The sequence below is a fragment of the Methylobacterium sp. WL120 genome (genome assembly GCF_008039465.1).
GTDB lineage: Bacteria > Pseudomonadota > Alphaproteobacteria > Rhizobiales > Beijerinckiaceae > Methylobacterium > Methylobacterium cerastii.
Window position 1 is genome coordinate 1 of record NZ_VRUT01000022.1, and the last position, 15,462, is coordinate 15,462.

Sequence of the window (15,462 nt, forward strand, 5' to 3'; positions counted from 1 at the left end):
TCACGCCGCCACCGGTAGTACGTCACCGAACTCACACCGAGCGCGCGGATTGCATCGGCCACGCTCTGGCCCTGTGAGATCAGCACGTCCGCCTGACGGAGCTTCGCGACGATCTCCTCGGGCTTCGGGTGTTTTGCCATCTCGTCCGTCCTCCAGGCTCAAAAGCCATACCAAAGGGCGGACCACTTCAATGGGGGCTGACCACTGGAGGTGAACCGGATCGGGGCGGCGCTCGCGACGGCGGCGCTTCAATTGCAGGCACGGACACGCGAGCGCGAGGTCGCCGAGCTCGCCTTGCGCGACCTCAACCTGGCGCTGGAAGACCGAGTCGCCGCGCGCACGCAGGAACTCGACGACGCGAACCGCGCTCTCATTGGCGAGATGCAGAGCCGTGAGACGGCCGAGGCCCAACTACGGCAGTTACAGAAGATGGAGGCCGTCGGCCAGCTCACCGGCGGCATCGCGCACGACTTCAACAATATGCTCGCCATCGTGATCGGCAGCCTCAACCTGATCCGCAAGCGCATGGCACGTGGCGAGAGCGACATCGAGCGCTTCATCGATGTCGCGACGGATGGTGCAAACCGTGCGGCCTCGCTCACCCAACGCCTGCTGGCTTTCTCGCGCCAACAGCCGCTCGCGCCGGAGCCCATCGATGCCAACAAGCTCGTATCCGGGATGTCGGAGATCCTGCGCCGCACGCTCGGCGGGGGCATCGCGTTGGAGACCGTGCTGGCCGGCGGCCTATGGCGCACCCATGCCGATGTGAGCCAATTGGAGAATGCCATCCTCAACCTGGCGGTCAACGCGCGGGACGCCATGCCGGATACCGACACCGGAAGTGGCCGCCTGACCATCGAGACGGCCAACGCCCACCTCGACGAGGCCTATGCCAGGACCGTGGAGATCTCGCCCGGTCAGTACGTCCTGGTTGCCGTGACCGACTCGGGAACCGGCATGTCGCCGGAGGTCCTGGCCAAGGTGTTCGATCCGTTTTTCACCACCAAGCCGGTCGGCAAGGGAACGGGGTTAGGCCTGTCGCAGGTCTACGGTTTCGTGCGGCAATCGAAGGGACACGCACGGATCTATTCGGAGCCCGGGCAGGGCACGAGCGTGAAGCTCTACTTACCGCGCTTCTATGGCGAGGGCGAAGCTGCCGGATCCCCTCAGGATGGTCGGCTCACGGCTGTCCTGCCCCTCGGATGCCGACGCGAGATCGTCCTCGTGGTCGAGGACGAGGAGGCCCTGCGCCTGCTCAACGTCGAGGCCTTGCGCGAACTCGGCTACAGCGTGCGCCACGCCGAGAGCGGTGTCGCCGCATTGCGTATCCTAGACTCCCAGCCTGACATCGCGTTGTTGTTCACTGACATCGTCATGGCCGACATGAATGGGCGTCGACTGGCCGAGGAGGCGATCCGGCGGCGTCCGGAACTCAAGGTGCTCTACACGACGGGATTCACGCGCAATGCCGTGGTGCATAATGGCGTGCTCGATCCCGGCACGCATTTTCTGCCGAAGCCCTTCACCCTGCAGCAGCTGGCGAGCAAGGTGCGCGGCGTACTCGATCATATACCGAGACAGGTCGATGCGTGATCGATGCCGGTACGTACCGACCGGCATCGTCGTGGTCCCGCCACAGCAGGAACGGCGGTTATTATCCAGGCGTTCGCTGCGGCGCCTCCCAAATCACATGCGGGAAGTCCCTGCGGCGCGGTTCGCAGAACCGCCGCTTTCCGAGCCACGCTCGGGGATGACGGCGGTTCGGTCGGCAACGCCGCAGGTTCTGCCGCGACGATGCCGCTGACTTGGTCCTTGCTGGAGGCGTGGTCAGTAATCCCAGAACACCGGCACCCAACGGAAGGCATCGCCATCGGCGGCGACCCGGCCGATGGACGGGAACGGCAGGTGCGTGGCTACTAACTGTTCCCTGGTCCCGGCTAATTCCCGGAGAAGACGGATCCGAACGCGGGCTGCCTCCTCGGGGTCGTGCTCGAAACCGTTGTGCCAGTTGGGCTGGTCGAAGCCTACCGGAAAGATGGCGTCGCCGGCGAACGTGAGCCGCTCTCCGCCGGCTGTCACGCGGACCACGCTGTGCCCGGGGGTGTGGCCCCCGGTGCGATGGACGACCACCCCCGGCGCGACCTCATGCGCATCCTCGAAGGTTCGCAGATGGCTGCTGTATGCCTCGGAGAACCGTTTGGCGGTGGATCGCAGGGCGTCCGGGAAGCCCGTCGGCATCGAGGTGCGGGAGAAATCGGGTGCTTCCCAGAACGCGACCTCGGCGGCCGCCACGTGGATCCGCAGGTCGGGCCGCAACTGTTCCTTCACCCCGTCGATGAGGAGCCCGCCGATATGGTCCATGTGCATGTGCGTCAGCACCAGGTCGGTCACGGACGCCAGATCGATTCCGCCCGCTTCCAGACGTTTGACCAGTTGGCCGGCTCGCGGCAGATCCAGGTTCGGATCCAACCCGAGCCCGGCATCGATGAGGATGGTCTGCTCGCCGCTCCGCACCAGAACGGCATTCAGCGGCCAGTCGAATGCGTCCGGCGCTAGGAACATGTCGTCCAGCCATTCCGCCCGAAGCGCTGGGTCCGCATTGTGAGCGAGCATTGCCGTCGGAAGGGGCAAGACCCCATCGCTGACGACCAGCACGTCGATCTCGCCGATGCGCACCGCGTATCGTGACGGCACCAATTCCTCCGAACTTGGACGCGCTCGGTGAGGATCTCTCGTATCGGTTTGGCCGGTCATTGAAGTGTCCATGGTCGCCCCTTGATCGGGACACGCGGACATCCGGCTCACCAGGATCCGGAAACGCGCGCCTCCACACAGGGACGAGACCGGGGCCGCGAATGTGACATGTGTTGTCAGGGATCGAGGCCGGTGGATGACCGCTTCGGTCGAAACGCCCTCAAGGATACGGTCTCCCTTCCACTCCTCTTGGCCGTGGCGCAGACGGGCGGTTGTCGACCCAAACACGCCGTCGGACTAGATTCGAACGAAATCTGAAATCAGTCGTTCATGTGGGACTCCGGATACCCTGATGTATGCTGGCCTGTATGAGGGCTCACTCCGAAATGCTTAAGTCGGAACCATGAGAAGCGTCCCAACCTTTATGCTGACACCCGCAGGTCCGTTGGATCCGAACCTGGCGCCTCTGGTGCTGGGTCATGCAGGTTTGAGGGGGCCAGGACGCGCCAGTCGGCCCGGATACGCCGTCCCTCAGCGATCCGCACCGTGAAGCCTCGCTCGTCGAAGAACTCCAGAAGCGGCATGGTCATGTTGCGACCGATGCCGGTGGTCTCGCGGAATCGCCCGACCGTCAGCAGGCCCTCGGGATGCTCGCTTGCCACCGCGTCCGCGATCCGTGCCAGTTCGGCGACCGCCTCCGGCAACGCGTAGTAGCTCTTCGAGATGCGCTGAAGCCAGCCGAGGCGGCCGACCTTGTCGAGGAGGTGTCGGAGATCGTTCGGCTCGCGGCCTAGGCGGTCGGCGAGGACGGTGAGGCGGGGCTGGTCCAAGCCCGCCTCCTTCAGCAAAGCGCGAACGGCATTGTAGACAACAGCGTCGGCCGGACGAAGGCGCGCCGTGTGGCCGGGCAGGTGCAGGACCGAACCGCGGCGCAAGACCTGTTCCTCCCGGACGAGGCCATCGAGGGCTACCGCGACGGCCGAACGGTCCCCAGCCTCTACCGTCGCCGCAATCTCATCGCGCGTAAGCCCGGGGTTGTCAGGCTGCGCCATGTGCGTCTGGGCGAGTTCGGACACCACGCCCGCGGCCAGCGCCTCGATCCGTGAACCCTGGAACGCGAGCTGCCGGCCATCCTCCGCAACGACCGCCCCCGCATCCGCAACGAGTGCATCAAGAGTTGCGGCGGGCAGGTTGCGAAGGCGGCCGAGGCGGGCGAGGTCGACTCCAGGGCGGGATGAGGCGAGGAGACCTCGAAGGGCGCGACCGTCGTCCGGGGTGTCGAGTGCGTTGACGACCGCCCGGCGTTCCGGCGTCCAAGGGCCCTGGCGCGGTCCGTCCACGTCTATCACTCGACCACCCCCGAGCGTGCGCACAGCCGAGACGTCGCGCAGAACGAAGCGGTCCCCGGCAAGGGCGCCGATCTCGCGGTCGAGCGTGATTACCGCCTGGGCGGACGCGCCGGGTTCGACCGATCCGGCTCCAGGGAGCAGCAATCGTCCCGTCACTGCGGCCGCGCCAAGATGAAGATGCACCGGGGTACGGTGGCGCAGGGGCCGACCCTCGTGCGGCAGCACGCGCACGGATACGTCGAGGCGGGTCGCCGGCCCGTGCAGGTCCGGCGCCAAGATCCACGTGCCCCGACCTACGTCGGCGAGGGACAGGCGCGGACCGGTCAAATTCAGGGCGCAGCGCTCCCCGGCGCACGCGGTCTCGGCCACTGCGTCGTGAACGCGTAACCCGCGCACCCGGACCTCGCGCGCGCCTGGCGACACGAGGAGCCGGTCGCCCACGCGTACCGTGCCCGCGTGCACTGCCCCGGTCACGACCACACCGGCACCGGACACGGTGAAGCGCCGGTCGACGGCAAGCCGGAAGCCGCGATCCGCACCTGCCGTGGCGTGGGAGCCCGCCGCGGCCTCCAACAAGCGGGCGAGGTCATCGATGCCCGATCCCGTCAGCGTGGAGCACGCGACGACCGGCGCCGCCGCCAGCCCGGTTTCGGCGAGAAGGGCATGGATCTCCGCGGTCACCGCCGCGACGCGGTCCGGATCGGCGCGGTCGGCCTTCGTCACCGCGACGACGCCGCGGTCGACGCCGAGAAGGTCGAGGATGGCGGCGTGTTCGCGGGTCTGGGGCATCACCCCGTCGTCGGCGGCGACAACCAGCAGCGCGCAGGCTACGCCGGTGGCTCCTGCCACCATGGTACGCACCAACCGTTCGTGGCCGGGAACGTCGACGAAGCCGAGCGGGATACGGAGGCGACCGCCTTTCGGCGCGTAAGCGAAGCCCAGGTCGAGGGTGATCCCTCGGGCCTTCTCCTCCGGCAGCCGGTCGGCGTCGATGCCGGTGAGGGCTTTCACCAGCGCGGTCTTGCCGTGGTCGATATGGCCGGCGGTGGCGACGATCATATGGCCTTCATGCCCGCGAGAGGTGGCGGCGCGGGAAACCCCGCGCCGCCTTCCGCCTCAACCCTTGATCCGGGTCTCGGCGAGTTCGGACATGCAGGTGTCGTAGGGGGTGAACTCCACCCGGTTCGACACCGCGAACAGCGTGTAGGGCGCGTACAGGAACAGGGCTTTGGCCTCGTCCTGCATGTAGCGCTCCACCTCGCGAACCACCCCCTCCGTTTTGGTCTCCGGCGTATGCAGGAGCTTCTCGTAGAGGGCGTCGAACTTCGGATCCTCCGGACCCTGGCGCAGGGTCGCGTCACGTCCGAAGAACTCCCGGTGCACGCACGCCACCGGATATTGCGGCGTCCAGTCGAAGTACCATTCGAGCTTGACGTCGAACTCCGCCGGCGTTTCGTCCTTGGCGCTGACGAAGCGGTAGCCCAGGCCGACCTTAGCAAGGCACTGGCCGATGGCGTCCACTACGCCCTTCCAGGCGGGTGAGGCGACGAAGACCAGTTCCCTTCCCCCGAGCCCCAGGCCGTCGAGCGTGCGTCTGGCACCCTCGGGGTCGTGCGGCATCGGCTTCAAGTCCGGATCTGCGCCGTAGCGGCCGGGCTGTATGAAGGCTGGGATCACCGTGCCGTAGCCATGCGCTCCGTGCTCCAGCACGAAGGCTTGGTCGATGGCGAGGTTGATCGCCCGGCGGGCCTTCGGGTTGCGCCAAGGCGAGTCCGGACGGTTCTCGTTGAAGACGCCCGTGAGGATCGCCTTCGCCTTCTTCGTCTGGATTCTCCCGTGCGCACTGTCCGGGAAGGACTTCGCCTCGTCCGGCGTCAGGTCGAACACGACGTCGACCTGGCCGTCACCGACCGCGACCGACTTGATGCCCTCGTCCTTGCCGATGACGTTGTCGTAGACGATCCGGACCGTCGGCCTGCGAGCCGGGTTCCAGTACGTCGGGTTGGGCTCCATGACCACGCGGTCGGAGCGGCTATCGATGAGCGAGACGCCCTCGGTGAGCACAAACGGGCCAGTCCCCCACGGACCAGGCGCGTCGATCACTCACCAATGGCCTTCTGCCGACCCCGTCTTTGGGTCAACGAAGCCCCACTCGTTCCAGAACCGCGTCGAGGGCAGGTGCATGCCGCGCAGCTTCATCAGCGCCGCTGAGTCGCCTCCGGGGAAGCGCATTCGCACGGTGCGGTCGTCGACCGTCTCGCAAGTCACGTCCCGGGCGAAGTTAAGGAAAGCGCCAGGCGGGTGCGGGTTGGTCCATTCCTGGACCTTGTCGAACCCGAGCTTGAACATCGCAGCGTTGAAGGGTTCGCCGTCCTGGTAGACCGCGTCCCGCATCTTGAGTTCGAGGGTTTCGCCATCGAGCCAGCGCCAGCTCTCGGCGAGGCTCGGCTGGCCGATGCCGTCGTGGTCGACGCGGTTGGCTTCCTCCATCGTGTTCCAGGTGATGGAAAGCCAATTCACCGGGGACGGGTCGACCACCGTCACCGTGTTGTGGGGTCCCCAGGGCTGGCCGCCCCCCGGATCCCCGGTCGCTTGCGCGTCCATGTATCCTCCTCGTATTCGACCCGCATGGCGTGCGGGCATCGTCCGGCTCATCGCGAGCCGACAGGATGGAAGGCGCCTGCAGTTGCGCATGGCCCTCGATTTATTCGCCTGGGCCGCCGGCCAAGCCGCCGTTGAACCCTTGCGTATCAGTTCGTTGCCGCGGGAAGCTTCGTCCGCACGTCTGCGTGCGGGGCATCCTCAGCCCGGCTCGTCGCCCTGGGCCATGCCCGCTGCGGCGACGCGGTCGGCGAGATCCTTCAACTCCTGGCGTAGGTCGGCGAGTTCGCGGTCGCCGAGGCCGGTGCGACAGACTACGGCCTGCTGCGCCGTCGCGACTTGGTCCTCAAGCAACCGGCCCATCTCCGTCAGGGCGACGAGGACGATGCGCCGGTCCACCGCGCGGGTCCGGGTGACGAAGCCCGCCGCCTCCAGCCGGTCGACTAGGGGCGTGATTGCGCTGGACGTGAGTTGCAGCCGGGCAGCCAGGTCGTGCACCGCCGTCACGCCGTCCTGCCAGAGCGCCAGCATGACAAGGTACTGCGGGTAGGTCAGCCCTAGCTCGCCCAGCAACGGCCGGTAGGCGCGCACGACCGAGTTCGTCGCTGCGTAGAGGGCGAAGCAAAGCTGGTCGTCCAGCCGCAGGCCAGTTTGCTTCGTCGACGTCGGCACTGATCGCTGCTCCGTTCAGACTTCAATCATTCACGCGTGAACGATGTTGTCAACGGGCCGTATCCTGCGCAAGGGGGAAAGGCGGCTAACCGAGGCAGCGGCGAACGAGCCCGAGCGTCACGCACCGGTGACTTCGATGATCATCGCCTCGCGCCGCGCCCGGCCGTACTCGTCCAGGACCTCGACGTCCGCGCGGTGCGTCCCCGGCCCCAGGTCCGAAGGCAGCCGGGCGACCCAAACGTGCGAGGATGGGATCGCCGATACCCAGGGCTTCTTGGTGTCCGCGTTGCGCGCGTAGACCTGCGTTACGAACGGATCGGGCTGACGCGTCTTCACCATCGAGATCGCCGCACGTCCAGTGCCGAGCCGCAGGGTAACCCGCGTCCGGGGCCCGCCATCGAACACGTTGACCACGAGGTCGGTCGATCCGACGGCCTCGACCGGGATCGGAGAGCCGAGCAGGCGCTCGACCGTATAGGTTCGGGCGAGCTCCGGAGTGCGGGCATTGTACTGGCTGTCGAGGGTGATCCGCATTGCCCGGTCCGGTTCGGAGGCGACGACGAAACGCGTGGTGTAGCGGGCGGCATCGATGGAAAGGACGTGGTAGCCGTTGGGCGTGCCATCCCGGCTATCGGCGCAGGCGATGCCCCGACGGTCGTAGGGGCCGCTCCACCACGATCCCGACACGGCCGTCAGGACGTGGTGGTGATGCGTGCCGTCGCCACCGAGGTAATGATGCTCGGTCGTGTGGGTGTGGCCGGCCACGCTGAGGCTCGGCCGTCCGGCCAGCAGGGCGAGGAGGGCGTCGCGGTCGACGGTGGTGTTGGCCGGGTCCGCCGGGGCCCAATCCGTGATGAGCGGGATGTGCATGCCGACGACGACGAGGCGGTCCTTCGGCCAGTCGCGCAGGATGTTCTCGACGAAGGTGAGCTGACGGTCGCCGAAGCGGCCCTCGTAACGGCCGCCGCGGGCACCGGGGGCAGCCGTGCCGATACCGAGGTAACGCACGTTGTCGAGCATCAGGAACAGCGCCTGGCCGTGCTCGAAGGCATAGTACGGCGCGCCGTAGACCCGCTTGAACGTCTCGCGGCTGAGATCCGCGTCGGGCGCCTCGAAGTTCAGGTCGTGGTTGCCGCCGACGTGCCACCACGGGATGCCGGCCCGGCCGATCATGCGATTGTAGCGCGGGTAGAGCGAGAGATCGTCCGAGACGATGTCGCCCATCGTCATGCCGAAGGCAGCGGACGTGCCGAGGACGCTGGTCAAGGCGGTATCGCGCACGAAGGCGAGTTCGTCCTCGCTCGCGGGTTGCGGGTCCGTAAACAAAAGGACGTCGAACGCTGAGGGCTCGTCGACACGCCGTAACGGGAAGTCGAGCGACTCCGGGAGCGCTCCCGTCGGAGCGAGGCCAGGGTAGCGAAAGCCGAGTTCGGTAGGAGTGCCATCGGGCCGATGGATGTAGGAGACGCGCGGAAGGTTGTTCGCGTCGAGTGGAACGCGGTACCCGGATGGCTTGACGACGAACACTGCGTCGCCGTCCGAGACGGCGAGGCTGTAGCGCCCACTTTCGTCCGTGCGCACGACGTCCCGTCCGTTCGAGACGGCGACACCCGGCAGCCCCGGGTCGCCAATCTGCCTGCGTCCCGCCCCGGAGCGGTCCTCGAATACGAAGCCGCTGGCAGTCACGGAGCCTTCCGGCCGGTCGGGCGCCGTGCCCCGTGCGAACGCCGGTGCGGCGAGCGTCGCGGCTATGGCCCCGAGACCGGACACGGCCGCACGTCGGGTCAAGGGGGACGCCATGTCGTCGATACCATCGTTCATGCCGTGCTCCATCCTTGCGGTGGCATGGATACGGCGGCTGACGACCGTGTGACAGGATGCGGCCGACATCCGTCGCCAGCGGGACCTCGGGGCCGATGGCGCACGGGCGGGTTTAGGGATAGGCCCGGCCGCGCCGAAGGTCCGGGGCATCGGCTTCCCGGGGCAGGCCGGCGGGGTGAGATGCGTTTCGAGATCGAGCGGAAGTTCCTGGTCGCCCATGAGGGCTGGCGCGCGGACGTCGTCGGCCAGCGACTTCTGAGGGACGGCCTGGTCGGGCACTTCGCCGGTGGGAAGGTCCGGGTGCGGATCGCCGAGGGACGCGGCTGGCTGACCGTCAAGGGCGAGCGCAAGGGCCTCGCCCGGGCGGAATTCGAATACGAGATCCCGGGGGCCGATGCCGAAGCCATGCTGACCGAGGTCTGCGAGCCGTGCCTCATCGAGAAGACGCGCCACTGCGTCCTCCATGCCGGAGTGAACTGGGAGGTGGACGTCTATGGCGGCGCCCTCTCGGGCATGGTGCTGGCGGAGATCGAGTTGCGGGACGAGGGGCAGGCTGTGGAACGACCCGACTGGCTCGGGACCGAGGTAACGCACGATCCTCGCTTCCGTCAGTCCACGATGCTGCGACTGTCCCGGGAGGCGGGACGCAACATCACCCTCGCCGAGGTCCTTGCGGCACGGTTCTGAAGGGTCCCGGAGGCGGCACGGTCCGCGCTGCTCCACATATCCATCTAAGGATTGCCGCCACCTCCCATTCGCCCGGGTCGCGATATTCAATGGCCGTGGCGTTCGCCGGCCGCGGGAGATGTGCCCAAGCTGACCTGACCGGTATTTTGGACCGAGCCGATTGAGAGGCTACTGCATGACGGCGGCCATGGGTAGCCGGAAGGCCAGATCCGGGAAGGTGACAGGCGCGGGCGGTCGGTAGCCCAACGACGAATGCGGCCGAACGCGGTTGTACGTGTTTTGCCAGATACCGATCACGGTCTGCGCTTCTTTAAGCGAGTAGAAAATCTCCTGCTTCAGGCACTCGTCTTTGAGCTTCCCGTTAAAGCTCTCGCAGTAGCCGTTCTCCCATGGCGAGCCCGGGGCAATATACTGGATCTGAGAACCAGTTTTGGCGACCCACTTGCGTAGTGCCTTCGAGATCATCTCCGGTCCGTTGTCGCAGCGAATATTCTCCGGGATGCCGTGTAGACACATCGCGTCGGCTAACGCCTCGATCACACCCAGGCTGTTGATGCGCCGTGCGACCTTCAGCGCCAGACAAATCCGGCTGTGTTCGTCGATCAACGTCAAGATTCGCAAGCTGCGCCCGTCATGGGTCTGGCCCTGGACGAAGTCGAAGCTCCAGACGTGATTGCGGTGAAGCGGCCGCAGCCGCACGCATGATCCATTGTTCAACCATAGACGACTGCGTGGTCGATGCTTCTGTGGAATTTTCAGCCCCTCGCGACGCCAGATGCGCTGGACCCGGTCCTTCCCCACCTGCCACCCAGCCGCCTGAAGCAGCGCGGTAATGCGGCGATAGCCGTAGCGTCCATACTCGGACGCGAGGGCAACGATGGCGCGGGTCAGCACATCCTCGTCGGCCGGCACCGTAGGCACGTAGCGTTGCGTGCCCCGGTGCTGGCCAACGATCCGGCAGGCATGGCGTTCTGAGAGACCATACTTCTCTCGAATGCCGTCGACCGCCTGCCGGCGTCGCTCCGGGGCTACAAGTTTCCCGAGGCGACGTCTGCAAGCACTTGCTTCTCCAAAGACAAATCAGCCACGAGCCGGCGCAATCGCGCGTTCTCGCGCTCCAAATCCTTCATCCGACGCGCTTGGTCGATCTGCAGGCCGCCGTATTCCTTGCGCCAGCGATAATAGCTCTGCTCCGAAATCTCCGCCTCCTTGCAGGACAGCGCCAAGCTCTTACCCTGTGCCGTCTGAACCTTGATCTGGCGCAGCTTCAGAACCACCTGCTCCGCACCCGTCTTTTGTCCTCGCCTCATGTCCAGCTCCTACAGTCCTGGCTGATCCTCTCAATCAGCCCGGTCCAAAGCCAGCCAGTCAGGTCAGACGGGCAGACCTACCATCCAGGTCAGGCGAATAACTTCTACATCTTCCCGGCCATCGGCCTCGCGGTCTACGCGACGAAGCCGAAGCGCATCACGGACGCGATGTTCATCGCCGCGGCGAGGGCCAGCGCCGATCAGGTCGGTCCGGACCTCAGGGGCAAGGGCATGCTGTTCCCGAGCCAGGCCAATATCCTGGAGACCGAGATCACGACGGCTGCGCGGGTCGCTGAGCACATCTTCGACCACGGCGAGGCCGGGGTGGAACGGCCGGACGACATCCGCGCATGGCTGGAAGCCCTGACCTACGCACCGGCCTACCCGGCCCCGTCGCGATGAGCGCGCCGTATACGGGGCGGGATCGCACCGGTCCCGTGACCGCTTCCTCAGGCCAAACGGGAGGTCAAGCGTGAAGATCGAAACAGTGCAAACCGGCGAGCATGCCGGATGCCCGACCATTCGCGAGCTTCCCATCGGGATCGACGCTACGGGCGAGCGCCACGAGACGGATTCGATGGGCGGCGTCGATGTCCCGGCGGACCGCTACTGGGGCGCCCAAACCCAGCAGTCGCTGCAACATTTCGCCATCGGCGACGACCGCATGCCCAAGAGGGTCTACCACGCCTACGGAACGGTGAAGAAGGCGGCGGCCTTGGTCAACGCGGCCGCCGGACGCCTGGCGTCGTGGAAGGCGGAGGCCATCGTACGGGCCGCCGACGAGACGGCATCCGGGGCGCTGGACGGTCATTACCCGCTCTACGTCTGGCAGACGGGGTCCGGGACGCAGTCCAACATGAACGTCAACGAGGTGCTCTCGAATCGTGCCATCCAGCTTCTCGGAGGCCGCCTCGGCTCGAAGGCTCCGGTGCATCCCAACGACGACGTCAACATGGGGCAGTCGTCGAACGACACCTTCCCGACCGCGATGCACATCGCGACGGTCCTGGAGCTCGACGAAGTCCTGCTGCCGGCGGCGGACCGGCTCGCCGCGGCCATCGAGGCCAAGGCGAGCGGCTGGATGGACGTGGTCAAGACCGGCCGGACCCACCTTCAGGACGCCACGCCCCTGACCGTCGGCCAGGAATGGTCGGGCTACGCCCATCAGATCCGTCGGGCTATCGACGGCGTGGTGGCGTCCCGCGCCGGCCTCTACGAGCTCGCGGCGGGCGGGACCGCGGTCTGGACGGGCCTCAACGCACCAACCGGGTTCGGCCGCGACATCGCCGCCAAGATCGCCGAACTCACGGGCAAGCCCTTCGTGACCGCGCCCAACAAGTTCGCCGCGCAGGGCGGGCTGGATGCGATGGTGGCGGCCATGACGAGCGTGCGTGGCCTCGCGGTCGTCCTGATGAAGGTCGCCAACGACATGCGCTGGCTTGCCTCCGGACCGCGCTGCGGCCTCGGGGAGCTGATCCTACCGGCCAACGAGCCCGGTTCGTCGATCATGCCGGGGAAGGTCAATCCAACTCAGTGCGAGGCCATGGTGATGGTCTGCATCCAGGTGGTCGGCGAGGACAACGCGGTGGCCTTTGCCGGCAGCCAGGGCAACTTCGAGCTGAACGCGATGCGGCCGATCATCATCAACAACACGCTTCACTCGATACGGGTTCTTGGCGACGCCTGCGAGAAGTTCAGGACCTACTCGGTCGAGGGAACCACACTCGACCGGAAGCGCATCGACGCCATGGTCGAACGTTCGTTGATGCTGGTGACCGCCCTGGCGCCGGTCGTTGGCTACGACCGAGCCTCGAAGATCGCACATAGGGCCAACGACGAGGGCACCACCTTGCGTCAGGCCGCGATCAAGGAAGGGGTCGCCGAGGGCGAATTCGACCGGATCGTGGTTCCCCGAGCCATGACCGGTTCCGGTTTAAGCGGCAGCTGAGGCTTCGAACCTGTACATCCGGATCATACCCCACGGCACTACCTCGGCCCTGGTCGCCGGCCTACGGATGCTCAGAGACAATGCGATGTGAACCGATTTCAGCGGAAGGCTCCGAATGTTGGCCGCGCAGATCGACCGCCGCGTCTTTTTCCAAGGACGTACGTACGTCCCGCGTTTAACATCCGGTCGAAGTCTTCACCCTACTCGCATGTGCCGAACCACCCCGAGCAATCATTGCTAAGGAGGGATCATGTCAGACTCGACAAAGACCGGACGTTTCGACCTAAGGGCTATCGCGGCCGCGCTCCCCGAGACGGCGCAGACGCTTCTCGTCGACACCTATCTGACTGACCACGAGGCGGCGAGCGCTCGGGTTTTCCGCGTCTATCGCCCCACGCCGCCGCATTACCATGCGACCTGCGACGAATACCTTTACGTGCTGTCGGGGCGCGGCACGTTTTGGATGCGGGATGCCGCAACGGAGGCAGAGTTCGGGCCGGGAGAACTCCTGTTCTTCGAACGCGGTACCGTTCACGCCCTGCCGACGATCATCAAGGAACCTGTGGTTTTCCTCTCGGTCGATACGCCGCGTCGCGCACCGTCCGATATCGTCTTCGTCGATCCGGCCGACGGGTCGCCCGAGACCTTCATGGCCCGCAACGCTCCGACGTTATGAGCGCCCTTTCATATCCGGTGAGCGGCTTCAGGCGCGCGATCCGATAAACAGTATGCGGCCCATATCGAACGTCCGCAGATATCGGCGGTCATGTCTTCGGTGGATCGTGAGCGGTCTCAGAGGCTATGTCTGCTTGATAAATCTGCTGCCCGGAAGCGGACTGGCAGAATTCCGCCCATTCCGGTCGTAGAGCGGACGGACAGCTCCCGACCCACTACGGCCATTCAGGAACGCTCAGTCGATGCCCCGAAGCAGACATAGGCTTCATGGTGGGTGATCAGGCAGCCAAACTCGCAAATACGAGGGACTGGTGGACCGAGACACCCGCCGTGACCCCGTCCGCCACGGCCCAACTCACGCTGTGGGGCGCCCGTGCGACGTCGCCGGCCGCATACACCCCCGCCACCGTCGTCAGCCTGGAGGCATCCGTGCGGATGACCGGACCGAACGGCCCTTCGTCCAGCGCGCAGCCGAGCCGTTCCGCCAGCGAGCCGTTCATGCGCGTCCGTGGGACGAGGTACAGAGCGTCGAGAGGTGCCGTGCGGCCGTCTTCGAGCATCAAGCCGGACAGCGACCCGCCCTCGCCGACGAGGGCCGCAACGGCGGCAGGCTCGATCCCGACGCCACGGCTCGCGAGCCGGGCGCATGTCGCATCGTCGGGCATGTCCCCGCCGTTGAGGTAGAGCGTCGTCGGCCCCCACTCGGCTATCAGCAACGCCTGATGCGCGGACATGGGTGACACGGCCAGCACGCCGAGCTTCCCGTCGGCGAACTCGTAGCCGTGGCAGTAGGGGCAGTGGAGGACGCTCCTGCCCCATCGCTCCGCCAGGCCCGGGATCTCCGGAAGCACGTCCGTTATGCCGTAGGCGAGGACGAGGCGGGCCGCGTTCATGGTCGCCCCGCTCGCGAGGGTGATGGTAAAGTCCCGGCCCGCGCGGACATCGACCGCCTGCCCCTCCACGATGGTCGCCTGAGGGTAGGCAGCGAGCTGGGCGCGGGCCTGCGCGAGCATCGTCCGCGGGTCGCTGCCGTCCTGGCCGAGGAACCCGTGGGAGGCCGCGGCGAACCGGTTGCGCGGGCTGCCCGCGTCGATCACGCAGACCGAGCGTCGCCCGCGGGCGATGTAGGTTGCCGCCGCCAAGCCGGCGAAGCTGCCTCCCACGACGATCACGTCAAACGGCATGGGCTTGCTCCAGGGTCAAAGTGCCACCGCGCGCGGCGAGGCGGGCGTGGAAGTCAGCGCTGAGCGCGGCGAGCGTGACGCCGCCGAAGCGTTCCAGCAGCACCCGCTCGGCCTCTCGAAAGCCGTCGTCCAAGGCTGCGTTCACGGCCTGCTCGACGAGGCAGCCGGGCGCCTCGGTGCGGTTGCCGATGGCGAACAGGTCGGGCGAACCGAGCGCGACGTGGATGTCGAGAAGGGTGATCTCGGTCAAGTCGCGCGCGATGGTCCAGCCGCCGCCGTGCCCGCGCCCGGACCTGACGAACCCCGCCTCGCGCAGCCCAGCCATGGTCCGGCGCACCACCGCCGGATTGGTCTGCATGGCGGCGGCGAGGGCTTCGGAGGTGAGCGGTCCGGGCTCCTCCGCCATGTGCAGCAGCACGTGCAGGATGCCGGAAAGGCGACTGTCGCATCTCATGTAGCAACTGATGCTACGAAATAACACGGAGGTCAACTCGCTGGTATGCTCGTCACGGACAGAGACG

11 protein-coding genes and 3 pseudogenes are annotated in these 15,462 nt (G+C 66.6%); 5 read left to right on the forward strand and 9 right to left on the reverse strand.

Translation table 11 applies throughout. The features are described 5' to 3' along the window. Positions 1-140: pseudogene (locus FV229_RS06710) on the reverse strand (IS3 family transposase); the annotation flags it as partial. Positions 141-378: 238 nt separating this feature from the next. Between FV229_RS06710 and FV229_RS06715 the strand changes: the two are divergent. After that, positions 379-1,593, forward strand: a pseudogene (locus tag FV229_RS06715) (ATP-binding protein); the annotation flags it as partial. Between the two features lie 234 nt (positions 1,594-1,827). Here FV229_RS06715 and FV229_RS06720 read toward each other — a convergent pair. From FV229_RS06720 to FV229_RS06745, 5 genes and pseudogenes are all read right to left on the reverse strand, one after another. Beyond that, positions 1,828-2,754: an MBL fold metallo-hydrolase gene (locus tag FV229_RS06720; protein ID WP_147751217.1), complete on the reverse strand. Its 927-nt coding sequence runs from the start codon at positions 2,752-2,754 to the stop codon at positions 1,828-1,830. A 362-nt stretch (positions 2,755-3,116) separates the two neighbouring features. Further along, positions 3,117-5,102, reverse strand: a complete 1,986-nt coding sequence (selB, locus tag FV229_RS06725; protein WP_147751218.1) for a selenocysteine-specific translation elongation factor — start codon at positions 5,100-5,102, stop codon at positions 3,117-3,119. A 57-nt stretch (positions 5,103-5,159) separates the two neighbouring features. Next, a pseudogene (locus FV229_RS06730) lies at positions 5,160-6,737 on the reverse strand (ABC transporter substrate-binding protein). Between the two features lie 108 nt (positions 6,738-6,845). Further along, a complete protein-coding gene (locus FV229_RS06740; RefSeq protein ID WP_147751220.1) occupies positions 6,846-7,316 on the reverse strand; it encodes a MarR family transcriptional regulator in 471 nt (156 codons plus the stop codon). A 117-nt stretch (positions 7,317-7,433) separates the two neighbouring features. Continuing rightward, on the reverse strand, positions 7,434-9,137 hold the full coding sequence (locus FV229_RS06745; RefSeq protein ID WP_246688079.1) for a calcineurin-like phosphoesterase family protein: 1,704 nt from the start codon (positions 9,135-9,137) through the stop codon (positions 7,434-7,436). A 180-nt stretch (positions 9,138-9,317) separates the two neighbouring features. Between FV229_RS06745 and FV229_RS06750 the strand changes: the two genes are divergently transcribed. Beyond that, positions 9,318-9,824 carry a CYTH domain-containing protein gene (locus tag FV229_RS06750; protein WP_147751221.1) on the forward strand — a complete coding sequence of 169 codons (507 nt, stop codon included), beginning with the start codon at positions 9,318-9,320 and terminating at the stop codon, positions 9,822-9,824. A 168-nt stretch (positions 9,825-9,992) separates the two neighbouring features. Here FV229_RS06750 and FV229_RS06755 read toward each other — a convergent pair. Further along, positions 9,993-11,134, reverse strand: a protein-coding gene (locus FV229_RS06755) for an IS3 family transposase (RefSeq protein WP_147751222.1) whose coding sequence is annotated in 2 segments (ribosomal slippage) — positions 9,993-10,867 and positions 10,867-11,134 — 1,143 coding nt in all. Because the reading frame shifts where the segments join, the coding sequence is not laid out codon by codon here. On the opposite strand from FV229_RS06755, the gene FV229_RS06760 reads away from it, so the two are divergent. The 3 genes from FV229_RS06760 (at position 11,120) to FV229_RS06770 (ending at position 13,758) form a co-directional block, all read left to right on the forward strand. Then, the gene (locus FV229_RS06760) at positions 11,120-11,536 is read left to right on the forward strand and encodes a malic enzyme-like NAD(P)-binding protein (protein WP_246688080.1); all 417 of its coding nucleotides are present in this window, start codon (positions 11,120-11,122) and stop codon (positions 11,534-11,536) included. The two genes, FV229_RS06755 and FV229_RS06760, sit on opposite strands and share 15 nt — an antisense overlap. A 70-nt stretch (positions 11,537-11,606) precedes the next feature. After that, complete coding sequence (gene fumC / locus FV229_RS06765) at positions 11,607-13,082, forward strand: class II fumarate hydratase (RefSeq protein ID WP_281406698.1); 1,476 nt, start codon at positions 11,607-11,609, stop codon at positions 13,080-13,082. Positions 13,083-13,332: 250 nt separating this feature from the next. Continuing rightward, positions 13,333-13,758: a cupin domain-containing protein gene (locus tag FV229_RS06770; protein WP_147751223.1), complete on the forward strand. Its 426-nt coding sequence runs from the start codon at positions 13,333-13,335 to the stop codon at positions 13,756-13,758. A gap of 277 nt (positions 13,759-14,035) precedes the next feature. Here the strand turns inward: FV229_RS06770 and FV229_RS06775 are convergent, their stop codons facing one another. Both FV229_RS06775 and FV229_RS06780 read right to left on the reverse strand, forming a co-directional pair. Then, positions 14,036-14,941 (reverse strand): NAD(P)/FAD-dependent oxidoreductase, encoded by a 906-nt coding sequence (locus tag FV229_RS06775; RefSeq protein WP_147751224.1) that lies wholly within the window; start codon positions 14,939-14,941, stop codon positions 14,036-14,038. Then, positions 14,931-15,395 carry an Rrf2 family transcriptional regulator gene (locus tag FV229_RS06780; protein WP_147751225.1) on the reverse strand — a complete coding sequence of 155 codons (465 nt, stop codon included), beginning with the start codon at positions 15,393-15,395 and terminating at the stop codon, positions 14,931-14,933. The genes FV229_RS06775 and FV229_RS06780 overlap by 11 nt, the downstream gene beginning before the upstream one ends. Between the last annotated feature and the right edge of the window lie 67 nt (positions 15,396-15,462).